This window comes from Chryseobacterium sp. ISL-6 (assembly GCF_018613715.1).
In the GTDB taxonomy this organism is placed as follows: Bacteria; Bacteroidota; Bacteroidia; order Flavobacteriales; family Weeksellaceae; genus Chryseobacterium; species Chryseobacterium paludis.
Window position 1 is genome coordinate 14,538 of the sequence record NZ_JAGGPT010000001.1, and the last position, 17,885, is coordinate 32,422.

General features: G+C 33.8%; 12 protein-coding genes. 8 read left to right on the plus strand and 4 right to left on the minus strand.

Annotated elements, in window-relative coordinates; genetic code table 11:
- Positions 1-129: 129 nt before the first annotated feature.
- The 3 genes from J7E44_RS00070 to J7E44_RS00080 form a co-directional block, all read right to left on the minus strand.
- Positions 130-3,084 carry a reprolysin-like metallopeptidase gene (locus J7E44_RS00070; RefSeq protein WP_214824109.1) on the minus strand — a complete coding sequence of 985 codons (2,955 nt, stop codon included), beginning with the start codon at positions 3,082-3,084 and terminating at the stop codon, positions 130-132.
- A gap of 261 nt (positions 3,085-3,345) precedes the next feature.
- Positions 3,346-4,173, minus strand: a complete 828-nt coding sequence (tatC, locus tag J7E44_RS00075; RefSeq protein WP_214824112.1) for a twin-arginine translocase subunit TatC — start codon at positions 4,171-4,173, stop codon at positions 3,346-3,348.
- Positions 4,174-4,278: 105 nt separating this feature from the next.
- Positions 4,279-5,238, minus strand: a complete 960-nt coding sequence (locus tag J7E44_RS00080; protein WP_214824114.1) for a KpsF/GutQ family sugar-phosphate isomerase — start codon at positions 5,236-5,238, stop codon at positions 4,279-4,281.
- A 161-nt stretch (positions 5,239-5,399) separates the two neighbouring features.
- Here J7E44_RS00080 and recQ point away from each other — a divergent pair, with 161 nt between their 5' ends.
- From recQ to J7E44_RS00120, 8 genes are all read left to right on the plus strand, one after another.
- Positions 5,400-7,604: a DNA helicase RecQ gene (gene recQ / locus J7E44_RS00085; protein WP_214824116.1), complete on the plus strand. Its 2,205-nt coding sequence runs from the start codon at positions 5,400-5,402 to the stop codon at positions 7,602-7,604.
- A gap of 52 nt (positions 7,605-7,656) precedes the next feature.
- A complete protein-coding gene (locus J7E44_RS00090) occupies positions 7,657-8,739 on the plus strand; it encodes a glycosyltransferase (protein ID WP_214824117.1) in 1,083 nt (360 codons plus the stop codon).
- A gap of 10 nt (positions 8,740-8,749) precedes the next feature.
- Positions 8,750-9,859 (plus strand): helix-turn-helix domain-containing protein, encoded by a 1,110-nt coding sequence (locus J7E44_RS00095; protein WP_214824119.1) that lies wholly within the window; start codon positions 8,750-8,752, stop codon positions 9,857-9,859.
- Between the two features lie 64 nt (positions 9,860-9,923).
- Complete coding sequence (locus tag J7E44_RS00100; protein WP_214824121.1) at positions 9,924-10,571, plus strand: DUF2306 domain-containing protein; 648 nt, start codon at positions 9,924-9,926, stop codon at positions 10,569-10,571.
- A 59-nt stretch (positions 10,572-10,630) separates the two neighbouring features.
- Entirely contained in the window at positions 10,631-10,981 is a 351-nt protein-coding gene (locus J7E44_RS00105; RefSeq protein WP_214824124.1) for a hypothetical protein, read from the plus strand.
- A gap of 122 nt (positions 10,982-11,103) precedes the next feature.
- The gene (gene lpdA, locus J7E44_RS00110) at positions 11,104-12,507 is read left to right on the plus strand and encodes a dihydrolipoyl dehydrogenase (RefSeq protein WP_214824126.1); all 1,404 of its coding nucleotides are present in this window, start codon (positions 11,104-11,106) and stop codon (positions 12,505-12,507) included.
- A gap of 112 nt (positions 12,508-12,619) precedes the next feature.
- The gene (locus tag J7E44_RS00115) at positions 12,620-13,480 is read left to right on the plus strand and encodes a proline and serine-rich protein 1 family protein (protein ID WP_214824129.1); all 861 of its coding nucleotides are present in this window, start codon (positions 12,620-12,622) and stop codon (positions 13,478-13,480) included.
- Positions 13,481-13,768: 288 nt separating this feature from the next.
- Positions 13,769-14,593, plus strand: a complete 825-nt coding sequence (locus J7E44_RS00120; protein ID WP_214824132.1) for a CvfB family protein — start codon at positions 13,769-13,771, stop codon at positions 14,591-14,593.
- 37 nt (positions 14,594-14,630) lie between these two features.
- Here J7E44_RS00120 and J7E44_RS00125 read toward each other — a convergent pair whose 3' ends face one another.
- On the minus strand, positions 14,631-17,816 hold the full coding sequence (locus tag J7E44_RS00125; protein WP_214824135.1) for a T9SS type B sorting domain-containing protein: 3,186 nt from the start codon (positions 17,814-17,816) through the stop codon (positions 14,631-14,633).
- Between the last annotated feature and the right edge of the window lie 69 nt (positions 17,817-17,885).

Genomic DNA, 17,885 nt, shown 5'->3' on the forward strand with positions numbered 1-17,885 from the left:
AATAGAAAATTAAATTAACAGCAAAATTGTGAAAAAGCAAAAATATAAATAATGGAAAGAAATTGTCCGTATTAAAAGCATAAAAAAGCCCGGCTGCATTGCCGGGCTTAACCTAAAGAATTTTATTTTTTACTTTTTAATAAATTTCAAATTGGAAGTTGTGTTTTTGTCTTCTATTGAAATGACATAAGCTCCTGCAGTCAGTTTTGATACCGAGATTTTATTATCTGTGATCTGGCCAGTCATTACAATCTGGCCAGTCATATTAATGATGGTATATTTGGCTTTTGCGGAAACTTTAGTTACGTTTAATAGGTCGCTTGTTGGATTAGGATAAAGCTGAATGGAATCATTGTCCTTTGTTATGTTGTTGGTATTAAGTGTATTATCCTGTATTCTGATTGGGTAGTCCTCAATCTCTCCGTATGATGGACTGATACATGCATCTAGTGGCTGCTCGTCACTCATCATCACTCTCATTATAGTATCTTTTCCTGTATAGGCATTTGCAGGTACTGAGAAGGTTCCGGAAACAGGGGTTGTTTCATCAGGAGCACTGGTGAAAATTATTTCATAATCGGAAAAGATTCCATCTCTATTGAAATCTATCCAAGCGGTTACTCCATCGCTAAATTGACCTTCCGGCCATTGTTTTGTTATGCTAATTTCATTACCTGAAGATCCTTTTGTAAGGGTAATTAGTTTTGTAGGATCTGTAGTATAGTCTGTATAAGGTGATGGACCACTGTCATTTGAAATAGCAGACATTCCATTAGGGGTTACTGTAACATTGGATATGAATTCAAATCTAGGAAATGAAGAAACTGTACAAGGAGAAATTGTAAGAGTTGTGAAGTTAATAGATGTAGAATAGTTCCCGATAGTGGATCCACATATATTGGCTATCTGAACTTCATATTGGGTATCTTCATCTAATCCGGAAGCATAATAAGAGTTTGTTGCTACAGGAGTTGTTGTCCATGTGGCAGTTCCTGTTTTTCTATACATTAGTGAATAGGTAGCTCCTTGCAGGGCAGGCCAGTTTATGCTGGCAGAAGATTTTGTAATCCCGGAAATAGAAACTCCTGTTGGAGCTGTTGAAGAACAGGCTTCTGAGGCTGAGACAGTAGCATTGCCTATGGCATAAAATATATTATCGACAGCACTTACCCTTATTTTTAAACTTGAACCTGTGGCAAGCGAAGCGAATGAATAGGGCTCTGCTCCATCATTAGGGGTCGATGGGGTAATAACTGTCCAAGTATTTCCATTATCTGTAGTATAGTCTATTTTAACGTTTGATACATTATAGATGCTGTTATTAGTATCTACAACATCCCAGGTAATAGCTCCGGGTATATCATTGTACACTGTAGATGAGGTTACTTTAAATGGCCCATCATTCCCAACAACTATTTTGGCTAGAGCACTTTGTGTCTGCTGTTGAGTAACAGCTGGATTATTGTCTCTTACAGTTACCTTAAAGTTCATTTCTCTGGTTACATCGGATACGGTTTCCCAATCCTGAGTGTTGGTAAGGGTTCCATTAAGAACACTTGAAAACTTTGGAAAATATCGTGTTGGGGAATCTGTAGGAAGTAATGATCTGAAATTGGCTCCATCAGTTCGGGTAGGACTTACCTGATCAAGCGTAGTTGATGCAAGATCATATTGCTCCCATGTATAGGTCATCGGGTCATTTTCTGTATCTATTGCAGAGGCTGTCAATACGAAGGCGGTTCCTTTGGGAATTGTTTTATTAGTAAATGCTTGTATTGTCGGTGGAGTGTTTGTAATAGGGGTTACAATACCGCAATTTTGAGAGTTTGTATATGCCTGTACCTGTTCAATGTTTCTGATGTGAAAATAAGGATCTGAATTCATCTGTACATTAGCGGTGGTAATTCCTGCATATCCCATAATCGTTGACCCTGATCCGGGCTCCATTTGAGAGCCATGTAGCTTAGTAGACATTGTGTGTTCAGCACCAAACTGATGGCCTAATTCATGGGCAACGAAGTCTATATCAAAGGTATCGCCGTATGGTTGATCAACTGTGCTAGGTGAGGTGATCCCTGCTCCTTTTGAAGTTTTATCATCATTATTGAAAGGGTTTCTACATACATTTCCGATATCACCAGCAAGTCCTCCGGCACCTCTGTGTCCAAAGAAGTGTCCAATATCGTAAGCGTTGTTACCTATGGTAGAGGTAAGGGTTTGTTGGATCTCTAAAATCCATTCCTCAGGATAGTTCCACCTGCTCTTTTGTACATCCCATATAACATCTGAATAAGGATCTGTAGCAGGATCCGTAAATATCAGCTGTGGGAGATCCTGAACAATCATATGGACACCAAAGTCCTTTTCAAAAACACCATTTACCCGGTTCATGGTTGTATTGATGCGGGCTGCAGCACCAGGAACACCTCCTGCGAGTTGGGTATATTCACCATTTACAGAGATCGCTAATCTGTACGTTCTGTATTTCTGGTCATTACTTTTAGCCAAATTTCCTATATTATTGCCATTTCTTTTTGATCGCAATAACTTTTTCATCTGCTTTTTTGATTGCTCAGATTCGGATGTTTTACATTCAAAAGGACTCCCGTCCGATGTTTTATTAGATTTAAAGAATACTCCGTATACATCTTTTTCTTTATTGATGGGTTCTATAAATTCATATTGCCCTGTTTTGGTATCAAAAAGCATCGACTGGAAATCATTGGGAGCAGTACTGAATCTAATCTGCTTACTGGGATTATCCAATCCAACACCTGAATAGGCTCCAAGCTCATATCTGTCAGCCATTGATTTTTCAACTGAAGGGGAACTGTAAACAGAGAATCTTTCAATCCTGCCGTTTGTTGTAGGTAAAGAAATAACTACAGGAGTAGCTCCTTTTCCAGCTTCTGGTGCATTTTTCAAAAGCTCTCTCAGGGAATTGAGATCAACTTTATAAGAATAGATTACCTTTACTTCTTTCCTTATTGGAGTGATCTTTTGGGAAATAGGCTCCCAACGCTGTGCATGTAAACTCGTTAGGCTGGTAGCTAACGCAAATGCGAAAATAAATTTCTTGTTCATCGTGTTTATAATTAAATTGATTTAATTTATGTTTTTGTTGCAAAAATAAACATTTAATTATAAGAATATTTGTTTTTATGCTTATTTTATGATTTTTGTTTGTTTATATGAGTGTTTTTTTTATAATAATGATAATTTGTTTATTATTTGTTTTAATGCTGTTGTTTTAAAGAAAAAAATAATTTGAGTATTTAATGTTTACAGGAAAAAGAGCCGATTCTCAATGATGAAAACCGGCTCTTTTTATTATAAATTAATTATTTATTTCTGAACGACAGGAAGATTTCCGTCACGCTTCTGAACTTTTTTGTAGGTGTAAGAACACATTACAATACTGAATTCATACAATAAAAGCAACGGTAATGCTGCCATGATCATGCTTAAAACATCTGCAGGAGTTATAATAGCAGCGACTACCATAATAAGAACAATGGCATGTCTGCGGTAAGTCCGCATGAATTTTGGATTTAAAATTCCTATGCTTGTAAGGAAGTAAATCAGAATTGGAAAAAGGAAAACAACCCCCATTCCCAGAACTACCTGTAAAAACAAAGTGGTATAATCACTTAAATCGTAAAGGGGGATAATGATATCTGAAATCTTAAAGATCACCCCAAAGTTAACCGCAAAAGGAAGGATTAAAAAATATCCGGATAAAACTCCTGACATAAATAAAATCCAAACTGCATTGATAATGAAAATTGAGTTTTTCCTTTCATTAGGATGTAAAGCAGGACCTATAAAACGCCATAATTCCCATACAATATATGGAAATGCCAAAACAATCCCGCCAAAAATAGAAACAGCCATCATTACATTGAACTGTTGGTAAAGTCTTTGTACACGAACAGGAAATTCTTTAGGTAGATGAATACTATCACTTCCTAATATTATTCTTGAAAAATGATTGACAATTCTAAAAGTAGGGAAGTCATTTCTTGTAGGTCCAAAAAAGATATGGTCCATGATCCAATTGATATTAAAACCAATAATAAAAGCGGCGATTATAATAGCAATAATTGAGCGGACAAGATGACCTCTTAATTCTCCAATATGTCCCAGAAAGGACATTTCTTTACCTTCACTCACAGAATATGTATTTAAGCTTCAAATTTATGAAATATTTATAGAATCTGGTTTTTAATTTATCAGGGCTTAAGTCTGGCCTTTAAATAAAACTCCAAATATCTGAGTTTAGTTAATTCCTTCGTCCAGCAGTTTATGCAGATCTATAATTCCGAAATACTTACCATTCTCAGTAACGATAAGTTGTCCGATGTTATTTTCTTTCAGAACTTTCATAGCTTCTTTAGCTAAAACATTTTTTTCGATTGTTTTTGGATGAGCAGACATGATATCTTTAGCCAAAACCTTGGAAACGTCTTCACCTTTCAGAAGCATTCTTCTTAAATCCCCATCTGTGATCACGCCGATAATTTCTTCGTCGTTGGTGACTACAGTGATTCCGTGGCTTGATGCACTGATTGAAATAATAACATCTCTTACAGGAGCATCTTCTGTAACCTGAGGTTTTTGTGAAGAAAGAAACTGTTCAACTCTTGAGGTTAAATTTTTCCCTAAGCTTCCACCAGGATGGAATTTTGCAAAATCATTTTCTTTGAAATCATTAAGTTCCATCAAGCAGATTGCCAAAGCATCTCCAAGAGCCATTTGAATGGTAGTGGAACTTGTGGGAGCGAGTTTATTGGGACAAGCTTCCAAATCAACATGGGTATCAAGAATAATATCAGAAAATTCTGCCAGTTTACTTTTTTTATTACCGGTCATTCCAATTAATGCAGAAGAATAATCTTTTAGAAACGGAACGAGATTGGTAATTTCCGGAGAGTTTCCAGAATTTGAGATACATAAAACAACATCTTGTTTTTGAATTACTCCCAGGTCTCCATGAATGGCTTCTGAGGCGTGTAAAAACTGAGAAGGAGTTCCTGTAGAATTTAATGTGGCCACAATTTTATTTCCAACGTGAGCTGATTTTCCAATTCCTACAACGATTAATTTTCCTTTCGCAGAATGAATAACCTCTACTGCTTTTACAAATTGATCATCTATTCTGTTCTTTAATTTTTCAAGTTCTGAAATTTCTATTTCTAATGTACTTTTTGCTATTGAAATGATATTATCTCTTTCCATTTTTACCTTTACAGTTTGTATACAAAATTCTTCCGATATAAATTTATACTTTAAAAAGAATATTTAATATAAATTTTATTTTTTATAAATTCGTTCGCTTTTATTATAAGCAAAAATTTTATAACTTTGGATTAGATGCAAATTTAGCAATAGAAAATTAGATGAGCGCAAAAAAAGCCAATTTATCAGGCGAATTGAAAAAGTATTTCGGGTTTTCTACTTTTAAAGGTCAACAAGAACAAATCATAGAAAACCTGTTAGAGGGGAAGGATATATTTGTTTTAATGCCGACAGGAGGAGGTAAGTCATTATGTTACCAACTTCCGGCACTTATTTCCGAAGGGACGGCAATAGTAGTTTCTCCCTTAATAGCTTTAATGAAAAATCAGGTAGATGCCGTAAATGGTCTTTCATCTGATGATGGAGTAGCCCATGTTTTAAATTCATCATTAAATAAAACACAGACTAAACAGGTCTTTGATGATATTAAAAGTGGTAAAACAAAATTACTCTATGTTGCTCCGGAATCATTAATTAAAGAAGATTATCTCGATTTCCTTAAGGAAGTTAAAATTTCTTTCTTTGCTATTGATGAGGCACACTGTATTTCAGAATGGGGGCATGATTTCAGGCCTGAATACAGAAATTTAAAAACAATTATTGATAAAATCGCAGATGTTCCTGTGATCGCACTTACCGCAACGGCAACCCCAAAAGTTCAGGATGACATCCAGAAAACCTTGGGAATGATTAATGCATTGGTATTTAAAGAAAGTTTTAACAGGGCCAATTTGTTCTATGAGGTTCGCCCGAAGGTTAATGTAGATCGGGAAATCGTTAAATTTATTAATCAGCATAAAGGTAAATCAGGAATTATATACTGTTTGAGCCGCAGAAAGGTAGAAGAGTTTGCCCAGTTATTACAGGTGAATGGGATCAATGCACTACCTTATCATGCCGGTTTGGATCAAAAGGTAAGAGTGGCTAATCAGGATAAATTCCTTATGGAAGATGCTGATGTTATCGTTGCTACCATCGCATTTGGGATGGGGATTGATAAACCGGATGTCCGTTTTGTAATCCACTATGATTTTCCAAAATCCTTGGAAAGTTATTATCAGGAAACAGGACGTGCCGGAAGAGATGGCGGAGAAGGATATTGTTTAGCTTTTTATGATCCTAAGGATATTGAAAAGCTTGAGAAATTCCTGGCTCAGAAGCCTGTTTCTGAAAGAGAGATCGGGTTGCAGCTTTTAAATGAAGTAGTAGGTTATGCTGAAACTTCTATGAGCAGAAGACAGTATATTCTATATTATTTTGGGGAAATTTTCGATCCTGTTACCGGTGAGGGAGCTAAAATGTGTGATAATGCATCGAATCCACCAAAATTAAAAGATGCCACGAAAGATTTGAAAAAGGTTCTGGAGCTGATCAAAGAAACCGGAGAAAAATTTAAATCTAAAGATCTGATCTCTGTTATCGTAGGAAAAGAAAATGCGGTGACAAAGTCCTATAAATTAGAACAAACTTCTTATTTCGGTTTCGGAAAGGAGGAAAAAGATAATTACTGGAAAACAATTCTAAGACAGGCGACTGTTCAAAACTTTTTACAAAAGGATATTGAAACTTATGGTGTTTTAAAGATTTCTGAAAAAGGGCTACAGGTTTTGGATAATAAATTAGAACATGCCTTTTTAATCGCCGAAGACCGTGAATTTGATCTGTCACAAACAAAAGCAGAGAGCGATCAGGTTCAAATGGAAGCGGGAGGTACTATGGATAAGAATTTATTTGGACTTCTAAAAGAACTAAGAAAAAAGGTAGCTAAAAAATACGGAATTCCTCCTTACACGGTATTCATGGATCCTAGTTTGGAAGACATGACGATTCAATATCCGATCACGTTGGAAGAAATAGCTAAAATTTATGGAGTAGGTGAAGGAAAGGCAAAAAAATATGGTAAGGAATTCGCAGATTTTATAAAAACTTACGTCGAAGATAATAATATTGAGCGTACTCAGGATATGGTTTTGAAGCAGGTTGCCAATAAATCCAGCCATAAAGTATTTATCATTCAGAGTACAGATAAAAAAATTGATCTTGAGGATATTGCAAGAGCCAAGAATTTAACGATGAATGAATTGTTAAAAGAAATGGAAAGTATCGTTTATCAAGGGACAAAGCTGAATATCGATTATTATGTTGAAGATAATTTTGATGAAGATATTGTAGATGGTTTCATGGAATTCATGAATGACTCTGAGAGTGACAGTATGAAAGTACTTTTGGATGAATTCGGAGATGAGCTTTCTGATGAAGAGGTAAGAATGCTAAGGATAAAATTCATTAGTGACGTCGCTAATTAAATTTAAAAATATGAACCTTATCCGATATTATGGGTAAGGTTTTTTTACTATAATGAAAAAGATTTCTGTTATTTTTATTCTGCCTGACTTGGAAACCGGAGGTGCAGAAAGGATTATTACCACTATTGCAAATCATCTTTCAAGGGATCGTTTTGAACCTAAGATTTTGCTTTTGCGTAAACAGGGTGGATACCTTGAATTCCTCAAAAAAGATGTTGAAATCATTGATATCAATACGAAAAGAATCAGACATTCATTAAAACCTATTCTTTCGGAAATCTATCGAAGAAAACCGGATATTGTATTTTCTGGATTTGGAGAAGTTAATGCCTATTTATCTTTATTTATAAAGCTTTTTCCAAGGACTAAATTTATCGCCAGGGAAACCAATGTGGTGAGTGAGCATGTTACCCGTAAAGAAATCAGGTTTTTCTATAAATTTTATAATAACTATCAGCAGATCATTGCACAAAGTGATGATATGATGAAGGATCTTACGAAGAATTTCAATATACAGACTCATAAGATCGTAAAAATAAATAACCCTGTAGATTTTGATTTTATTGATCAGAAGCTATCCATTTCCAAAAAACCGGAATGTTTTAAATATAATTACAAAAATGTTGTAGCCATAGGAAATTTATCTTCCAGAAAAGGATTTGATAATTTATTAAAGGTTTTTTCAAGATTAAAGAATGAAAATATTTTACTTCATATTTTAGGTGATGGTAAGGACAGAGAAATCCTACATCAGATGAAAGATTTTCTGGGACTAAAACATGTTTTCTTTCATGGAAGGCAGGAAAATCCATATCAATATTTAAAATATGCAGATCTCTTCATACTTTCTTCCAGATATGAAGGCTTTCCTAATGTACTGTTGGAAGCCGGAGCCTGTGGAACTTACGCTTTAGCTAATAATTGTCCCGGAGGAATTAATGAGATCATCCAGCATCAGGTTAATGGCGAAGTTTCTGATATTGATAATCATGAAGATTTTTCTCAAAAGATCATGAGTATTTTACATAAAACGTACGATAAAGACGCTATTAAAAATTCTATTAAATCAAGATTTTCAAAGAATATTATCCTGGATAAATATGAGAAAGTGCTGTTAGACCTTATGAACAGGTAATTTAATAGATATGATCATTGAAGGGGTTTCTTTTTCAGGAATAGCAGTAGCGCTTTTATGTATACTTCTTCTTCTTTCAAAAAAACGGAAAAGGCATGATGATCATTATTTGATCTTATGGTTACTAGTCTGCATAACCAATCTGAGTTATTATGCATTTTCCAATTTCCTTCCTGCAAGTTTACAGAGTTTTGGGTTTACACTGCCCGTACTCAGTGTAGCTATGCTCTATCTGTATGTGATTTCGATGACTTTTAATATCCAATTTAGGTTCACATACATTCTGAAACATGCCCTGTTTTTCATAGTTTATAATTTTGTTTTCATAATGGTTTCCATCTTTTATGAAAAAATTGTATTCATTGATGGCATCCCTTATTTTAGTGCCCGGGGAAACAACCTGCTTATTAATGCACTGACTTTGCCGATGGCAGTTGCTCCGATACTATATATAATCTTCAGTTTTTTAGCATTGAAAAAATACCAAAAGCTCCTTCCTGAATATTATTCAACTTTAGAGAAGATTAATTTAAACTGGATGCAATACATCATTCTTTCTCTTATTATTCTTTTTTTCATCGTTATCGGGATTATATCATTTGGGACAAAATTAAATGCAATTCCTATCAATCATATTTTTAAAATAGTGGGTGCAGTACAGGCAATCTATATATCCTGTATTGTGTTTTTCAGTTTAAGACAAAGCATTGTTATCAATCAGAATATTTCTTTCACTAATGAGAATAAGGAAAAGACAGCTTTGCCCGATGATAAACTCGTTGGACTATCCCAAAATGTACTCGCCTACATGGCTGATGAAAAACCATATCTTAATGAAGAACTCAGCCTTTCCGTTTTATCCGCTTCATTGGGGTTATCAACAAACCAGCTTTCACAAATCATCAATCAGACATTGGATACTAATTTTTATAAGTTTGTCAATGCGTATCGGGTAGAAGAAGTAAAATGTAGGCTGAAGAATCGTGAATATAACCGATATTCTATTCTGGGTATTGCTTATGAATGTGGTTTTAATTCAAAATCAACTTTCAATAAAATATTTAAAGAAGAAACAGGTATGACACCTTCTGAATATAAGAGATTTTCCCAAACGAATTAGGTCCTGATCTATAGAATAAGACGAATAAGATAGGTGTTTTAATGATTTTTGCATTCAAAAATATATGGACGCAAATTTTCATTTAACCAATATTATCATTCATGTTATAAGCGGGACTATTGCGCTTTCTATCGGTTTTCTTATTCTGCTTAAAAAGAAAGGAACACTATTTCATAAAAAAGCAGGTGTTTTGTTTGTATTCTTTATGGTTTTGATCATTATTACAGGTATTTTAGGAGTTGTAGTTTTCAAGCGTAATTTATTTTTACTCGTGATCACAGTTTTGGCGGGTTACAATACGTATTCGGGAGTAAGAATTGTGAAAATAAAGACCAATACTTTATACCTACAGGATGTGTTAGTAATGATACTGGCAATGATCATCACATTATTTTTTTTATATTATTTAAAATCTATTGGTTTTTATTGGAGTCCTGTTGTTATTTATTCAACAGTAGGATATTTATTTCTGGTTATTTTCTATGATGTAGTAAGATACTCGATTCCTAAATTCAAATATGGTAACCTTTGGATGTATGAACATTCCTGTAAGATGATCAGTGCATTAAGTGGATTATTATCAGCTTTTATAGGTACAGTTTTATCAGATTACAAACCTTATAGTCAGATACTCCCTTCCGTATTGATGACTTTTGTGATGGTACTTTTTATCATACAGATTTACCGGAAAAATAAGAGACAGCATTTGTAAAAATCTCCTGTCGATTTTAAATAAATTACTATATTGCTTCCCAGTCTAAGATTAAATCTATGAATCCGATCTCAAAAATCAACTGTACATGCGAAAGTCCACCCATTAGCTATAAAGATTATGATAGTTATGAATTGGGAACGGACCATACCAATGGAAGATATGGTGAAGTAACGATTGAAATATGCAGAAGATGTAAAAGAAAATGGGTTAAATATTTTGTTGAATATGAATCTTTTTCCAGATCAGGAAGATGGTACCGAGGAATTATTAATGATAAAAATATTGAAAAAATTACTCCTGAAAATGCCATAGATTATATTGAAAACATGGAATGGTATCTTTATGGTGGGTCTTATTTTTCGCATACAGGAGCAATAGGAAAAGGGAAAGTATATGTTGATTTATAACTTTCAGAAAATGGATAACGGGTGGTATTTTAAAATTGATAAATCTCACTTTGGTGCTTGGTAATTTATCATTAAATTTGTGAGACTTAAGATAGATAATAATAACAAATTCATAAAATAACATGAGTCAATTCGATGTTACCGTAATAGGTTCTGGTCCTGGTGGTTATGTTGCTGCTATTCGTGCTGCACAATTAGGCTTCAAAACAGCAATTATTGAAAAATATTCAACTTTAGGCGGAACTTGTCTTAACGTTGGATGTATTCCTTCAAAAGCACTTTTAGATAGTTCTGAACATTTCGAAAATGCAAAGCATAATTTTGCAAGCCACGGAATCATTATCAATGAGCCGCAGGCAGATATTGCAAGAATGATAGAGCGTAAAAACGAAGTTGTAGATCAGACAACTAAGGGAATCCAGTTTTTGATGGACAAAAATAAAATCACTGTTTTTGAAGGATTGGGAAGTTTTGAATCTGCTACTCAGATCAAAGTAACTAAAAACGATGGTTCTTCTGAAACGATTGAATCAAAATATACAATCATTGCAACAGGTTCTAAGCCGTCTTCACTTCCTTTCATTACGCTTGATAAAGAAAGAGTGATCACTTCTACAGAAGCGTTGGCCCTTAAAGAAATCCCTAAGCATTTAGTAGTAATCGGAGGGGGTGTAATCGGTCTTGAATTAGGTTCCGTATATTTAAGATTAGGAGCTCAGGTAACAGTAGTTGAGTTTATGGACAAGATCATTCCTGGAATGGACGGTGCATTAAGTAAAGAATTGACTAAAGTTCTTAAGAAACAAGGAATGAAGTTTATGCTTTCTACGGCTGTTTCTGCAGTGGAGAGAAATGGAGATACTGTAAAAGTTACCGCTAAAGATAAAAAAGGAGAAGAAGTAGTTGTAGAAGGAGATTATTGTTTAGTTTCTGTAGGAAGAAAGCCTTATACAGAAGGTCTTGGGCTTGAAAAAGCAGGTGTTGAGCTTGATGAAAGAGGAAGAGTAAAAACAAACGATCACTTACAAACTAACGTTTCTAATATCTACGCGATCGGAGATGTGATCAAAGGAGCGATGCTTGCTCATAAAGCGAGTGAGGAAGGTACTTTGGTTGCTGAAATATTAGCAGGTCAAAAGCCACATATCAACTATAACTTAATTCCTGGTGTTGTTTATACATGGCCTGAAGTTGCTGGTGTTGGTAAAACTGAAGAGCAACTGAAAGAAGAAGGTGTTGCTATTAAAGTTGGTTCATTCCCAATGAGAGCTTTAGGAAGAAGCCGTGCAAGTGGTGATGTTGATGGATTGGTTAAAATCATCGCTGATGAAAAAACGGACGAGATTTTAGGAATGCATATCATCGGAGCCAGAGCAGCTGACTTAATTGCAGAAGGCGTAATTGCAATGGAATTCCGTGCAAGTGCTGAAGACGTAGCAAGAAGTTCTCATGCTCACCCAACGTATGCAGAAGCGATCAAAGAAGCTGCATTGGATGCTACAGGTAAGAGACCTATTCATATCTAATATTTTATTGAAAGATTAAAAATTTCAAAATTTAAATAAAAAAAGAGAAACCTATTTTAGGTTTCTCTTTTTTTTGGCATAGAAATAGAGATGCACATATAAAGTAAAATAAATGAAAAAAATATTTATTGGTTTAGTATTGTTCGCCGGAATTTATTCTTTTGCTCAGGAAGCTGGAAAAGCAGGTGAACTCTTAAAAAATGAAGCTTCAAAGACAGAAATGCAATCTGCAAGAACACAAGGTTTCGATAATAAAAACAGCAACAAAAATAATTCAGGTTTTAGGAATCAGAATAATCAAAATAATGGTTTCAGGACTCCAAATTATCAATGGAATCAAAACTATGGTTATGCCGAAGTTTTTCTAAGAATTCCAGAATTGGGTTACTTTACCGTTGAACTAGGAGATCAGGCAATTTCTAATGGTTCGGGTAAATATCGTTTTTTTGATTTGCAGTCTGGTAGAATGCCAATATCCATTTATGATAATGGTTTTCTAATTTATAAAACCACTTTAATGCTTCGGAATAATAACAGATTGGTATTGGATTTTTTTACGAATGAAGGCTTGTATCTATTGGATTCATATCCTGTCAAGAGCCAGTCTTATGGTTTTAATGATTGGAATGATGTATGGAATGATCCTTATGGGAATCAATCAGGAAATTGGAATCAGTCAGGAAATGCGATGGATGATCGTACTTTTAGTCAGTTTTTTGAAATGTTGCAAGACAATGAGAAATTTGATGATGGAAAAATTCGTATGATCAATCAGCAAATGCGTAATTCAATGTTTTCTTCTCGGCAAATAAGAGACCTGGTAAAGTCTTTAAGTTTTGACAAAAATAAATTGGCGCTGGCTAAATCTATGTATCGTAATTGTGCAGATAAAAACAAGTATTTTTTGGTTTATGATGCCTTTGATTTCGATAGCAGCAAACGGGAATTGATGGAATTTATAACAAAATCATGATAAAAGGAAGGGAAGCTTAGTGCTTCTTTTTTTATTGTATCACTTTCATTTTCTCATAAAATTTAGATGATTTTACCGGAGCCATATTAAACTGTACTCCAAAGTAATTCCTTTAAAATTTTTTTTCTTTATCAATTTTTAAATCATAACCTGTATTGAGATGCTTGAAATTAAAGAGTGATAGGCTTATTCTTGGTTCTATAGAATATGGATTTATCTATCTTCAATGATTATTTATTAATGATTAATTTTATATTTCCGTACCTTTGCAGACTAATTCAATCATTAATGCAACTCGGAAGAACTCAGACTTTAAAAATTTCAGAAAAAAATAATTCAGGATGGATCTTAAGTGATGAATCTGGTGAAAAAGCTTTTTTGCCTAAGGTGTTCACTCAGGAAGATAAAGAAATTGATGATGAGGTTGAGGTTTTTGTTTATCAGGATGATGGTAAATTAAAAGCAACAACCGAAATTCCATTGGCTGAAGTGGGAGAGTTTGCTGTAATGAGCTGTGTAGAAAGTCTTCCTAGTGGAGCTTTTATGGATTGGGGAATTATTAAAGATTTATTTATTCCTTACAAACAGCAAAAATCCAAGATCATTGAAGCAAAGAGATATCTTGTATATCTTTATGTAGATGAAGATATGGACCTGATTACAGGGACCACAAAATTCAAAAGAAATCCTCAATATGAAAATCTGCCATTCCAAAAAGGCGATAAAGTAGATTTGATCATGATGAATGAAAGCGAAATAGGCTGGAATGTGATCATCAATAAAAAATATATCGGATTGATTTATGCTTCTGATGTTTTCAAAAAACTGTATCCATTATCTGAAGAAACAGGGTATATCAAAACAATCCGTGAAGATGGTAAGATAGATGTTTCTTTACAGCCTGAAGGATTTGAAAACGTTGATGAGTTTAAACAAAAGATACTTAACAAGCTTGAAGAAAATTATGGACTTCTTCATTTATCAGACAAGTCCTCTCCTGAAGAGATCAAAGATGAGATCCAGATGAGTAAAAAGAACTTCAAGAAAGCGATTGGAGGACTCTATAAAGATAAAATTATCGATATTTTAGAAGATAAAATTAGATTATTGTAAAAACAAAACGAGCAGAAATTTCTGCTCGTTTTTTATTTTAGTCTCTGTTTTTAATGAGTAACCATCCATTATATATCCTTCCGTCTGATACTTTTATTAGGTACCAATAATTTCCTGTTGATAATGGAGTTGAATTGTATTTTCCATCCCACTCAAAGGGTTTTTTATTAATGATGTCTTTAAATACCGGGATGCCTTTTCTGTCATAGACTCCTATTTCAGTTCCAGTATAATTTTCCAGACCTTTTATTCTCCATTTGTCGTTGAAGCCATCACCATTAGGCGTGATCATGTTCGGAATATTAAAAATAGAAAAGTTTTTTTGCCCAATGATACATCCTGATTTCGTTCTTACATAAACAATGTATTCTCCCATACTCAGATTGGTAAATACATTAGAATCCTGCCAGTTGATATTATCTAACGAATATTCATAGTTTCCGGTTGCTGAAAGAAGTATTGTTGCGGAATTATTGGTAATGGTTACAGAAACAATCTCTGCCAGAATAGAGTAGCTGACTTGTGTACTGGCAATGTTTTCACAACCGAAACTATTAGTCACTTTCACGGAATAATTTCCTGGAGTTGAAACCACAATCGTTTGTGTAGTCGCTCCCGTATTCCAAAGGTACGATGTGAATCCGGCTCCTGCATCTAAAGTTATAGTCTTACCCTGACAAAAATCAAGCTGATCCGGAAAGTTGATCTTCGGTTTTGGATTTAATGTTAAACTCAATCTTACCACGGTGAAACATCCATCAGCGGTAGATACTTTTACATGAATAACGGTGGAACCGATGCTCATTATATAACTGGATGGGTTTGGAATAATATTTCCAGTACTGTCCGTATAAACAAAAGTATAATTGTTTGGATTAGCAATGATATTGGCTTCATATGAATGAAGATTAATACTCATTGTAGCTCCTGTTGTGTCATTGCATATCGCAGCTGTGAGATCCTGAGCAGGAACATTATTCACCGATAAAGTAACTGCAATAGCTTGTTTCTCAGATTCACATCCATTTATAGTTTGTGTTACAAAATAAGTTTGTCCGTGAATTAATGTTGTACTAAGTGGTAGAATGTTTCCTGCTCCATCATAAAATACCAGGGAAGTTCCTGTAACGACCAGATTAGCTAATGTTGGATTTATTGAGGCACAAAAATCCTGAGCTGTATTGGCTATTGGTTTAGGAGTCGTATTTACGGTTACCTGAATGGCTGTTTTATTACTTTCACATCCATTAATGGTTTGAGAAGCGTAATAGGTTTGTCCGTTTACAAGTGCTGTTACAGGTGTTAAAATATTTCCATTAGCATCATACCATTTGATATTTTGACCTGTAATTTGAAGGTCTGAAACTTTGGGCTGATTCGTTAAACAAAATATTTGTGTTGGATTTGTTGTTACAGGAAGAGCCGGGGAACTGATAATTACATTTTGATTTTGTGTTGCCGTATTCCCATGACCATCATTATAGGTCCAATGAACGACATATGTTCCAGGAATTGAATAAGAAAGCGGGTCCGTAGTTGTTGCATTGATAACTCCAGCGCAATTATCTGTTGCGGCAGGAAAATTAGAAATTGTTGTATGACAATCTCCTGTGATATCTGGTAAGTTTGCAATATTGGGAATTGGTGCTATATTATCTCCAACTACTACATTTACAGTAAAAGTTCCATCGCAACCTAGTGAACCAGAAATATGGCAGGTGTACGTTCCCGAATTGGCTACTGTAGCATTTGGAATTGTAGGATTTTGTTGATTAGAAGTGAATCCATTTGGTCCTGTCCAGTTGTACGTTGTTCCGCCGGTTGCATTTAATTGGATGATTGAACCATTGCAAACAGGAGAATTTGAAGAAAGTGGATTAGGATTTTGAGAATTTGAATTATATTTGTACAAAAGCACATCAACATGTCCGTTTCCACTGTTATTATTTATAGTGCTTCCATTCATTACTATTGGTTTACTAGTAAAATTTGCAGAAAGATAAATATCGTCATTATTGACAAAAATTTCGTTAGCTGCATTTAATGTATCATATTGATAGGTTGGAATAGTTGTATTTGATTTGACTAAATATTCTGGATTAAAATTACTTAAGTTAATCTTGAATAAAACAAGATCTTCATAGGCATTATTTGTGCCTGGATTAGAACCTGTAATTGTTGTGTTTCCAAGTGTTAAGCTATTAGCAAAGCTTCCAAATACATATAAATAATTATTAGTTTCTGCAAAATACGCTTTGTTTAATGTTCTCGTATTACTATTACTTTCTTTTGGTATTTCTAAATAGGAGTTGTTGTAAAACTTTAAATATCTTAATAAACTTAAATTATTAGTATCAAATTCTGTAATTATACTTTGTATTACTCCATTGCTTGTACTGTTTGTAGTAAAGGGTATACTATCTATTTTTGTTGAAATTGCAAAACTACCATAAACATACATTTTATTGTTTATTTTATTATAGTGTAAGTTAGTTGGGCAATATGCCCAATAAGAACTGGTGTTGTTTGAAATTTCCTTGGAGAGTATTAATTGTAAATTAATGTCAAACTTTTCGATCTTACTATATTCAAAGTTGGCGTGAGATTTTGATATATAAATATTTCCATCATTATCCATTTCTGAATCTTTAAAGAATTCCATATTTTGACCTAATTGTATTGCATTATAAAAATTTCCATTAGTGTCAAATTTTGCTATAAATGCACGGGGATAGGGCTGAGTATTACCACTATTATTAATTAGCTGTACTTGATTTGAAAAATTTAAAGTATAGCTAAAAACTCCAGTAACTATTACTGTGTTTTGATGGATAAAAATATTCTTTGCGAGCCTATTGACCTCTCCTGTAAATTCTTTTTCCCAAATTAATAATCCATTACTATCATATTTAGTAAGTTTATTTACATAATTCATATAATACCCTGATGTACCTAAAGTGTAAATATTACCTTGATCATCTATAGTAAATGATTGTATATTTTCTGTCTTTGTCCATATTTGATTGCAGTTAAAATCAAATTTGATCATCTTGGAGTAGGTACTATTATCATAGTGATAAACATATAAAAAACCATTATTTGTTTTTTTTATTCCAACCATTTCATCATGAACCCAATCTCCAAAGTTTTTAGAACAATTATTACATTGTGAATAAATAATATTTGATAATAATGAAATAAACAAAAATAAAGTTTTCCGCATCGATTTTTAATTTGCGGCAAATATATAAAAATGCCTCACTTTATTGGGATTAAGAATCATTAATCTCTA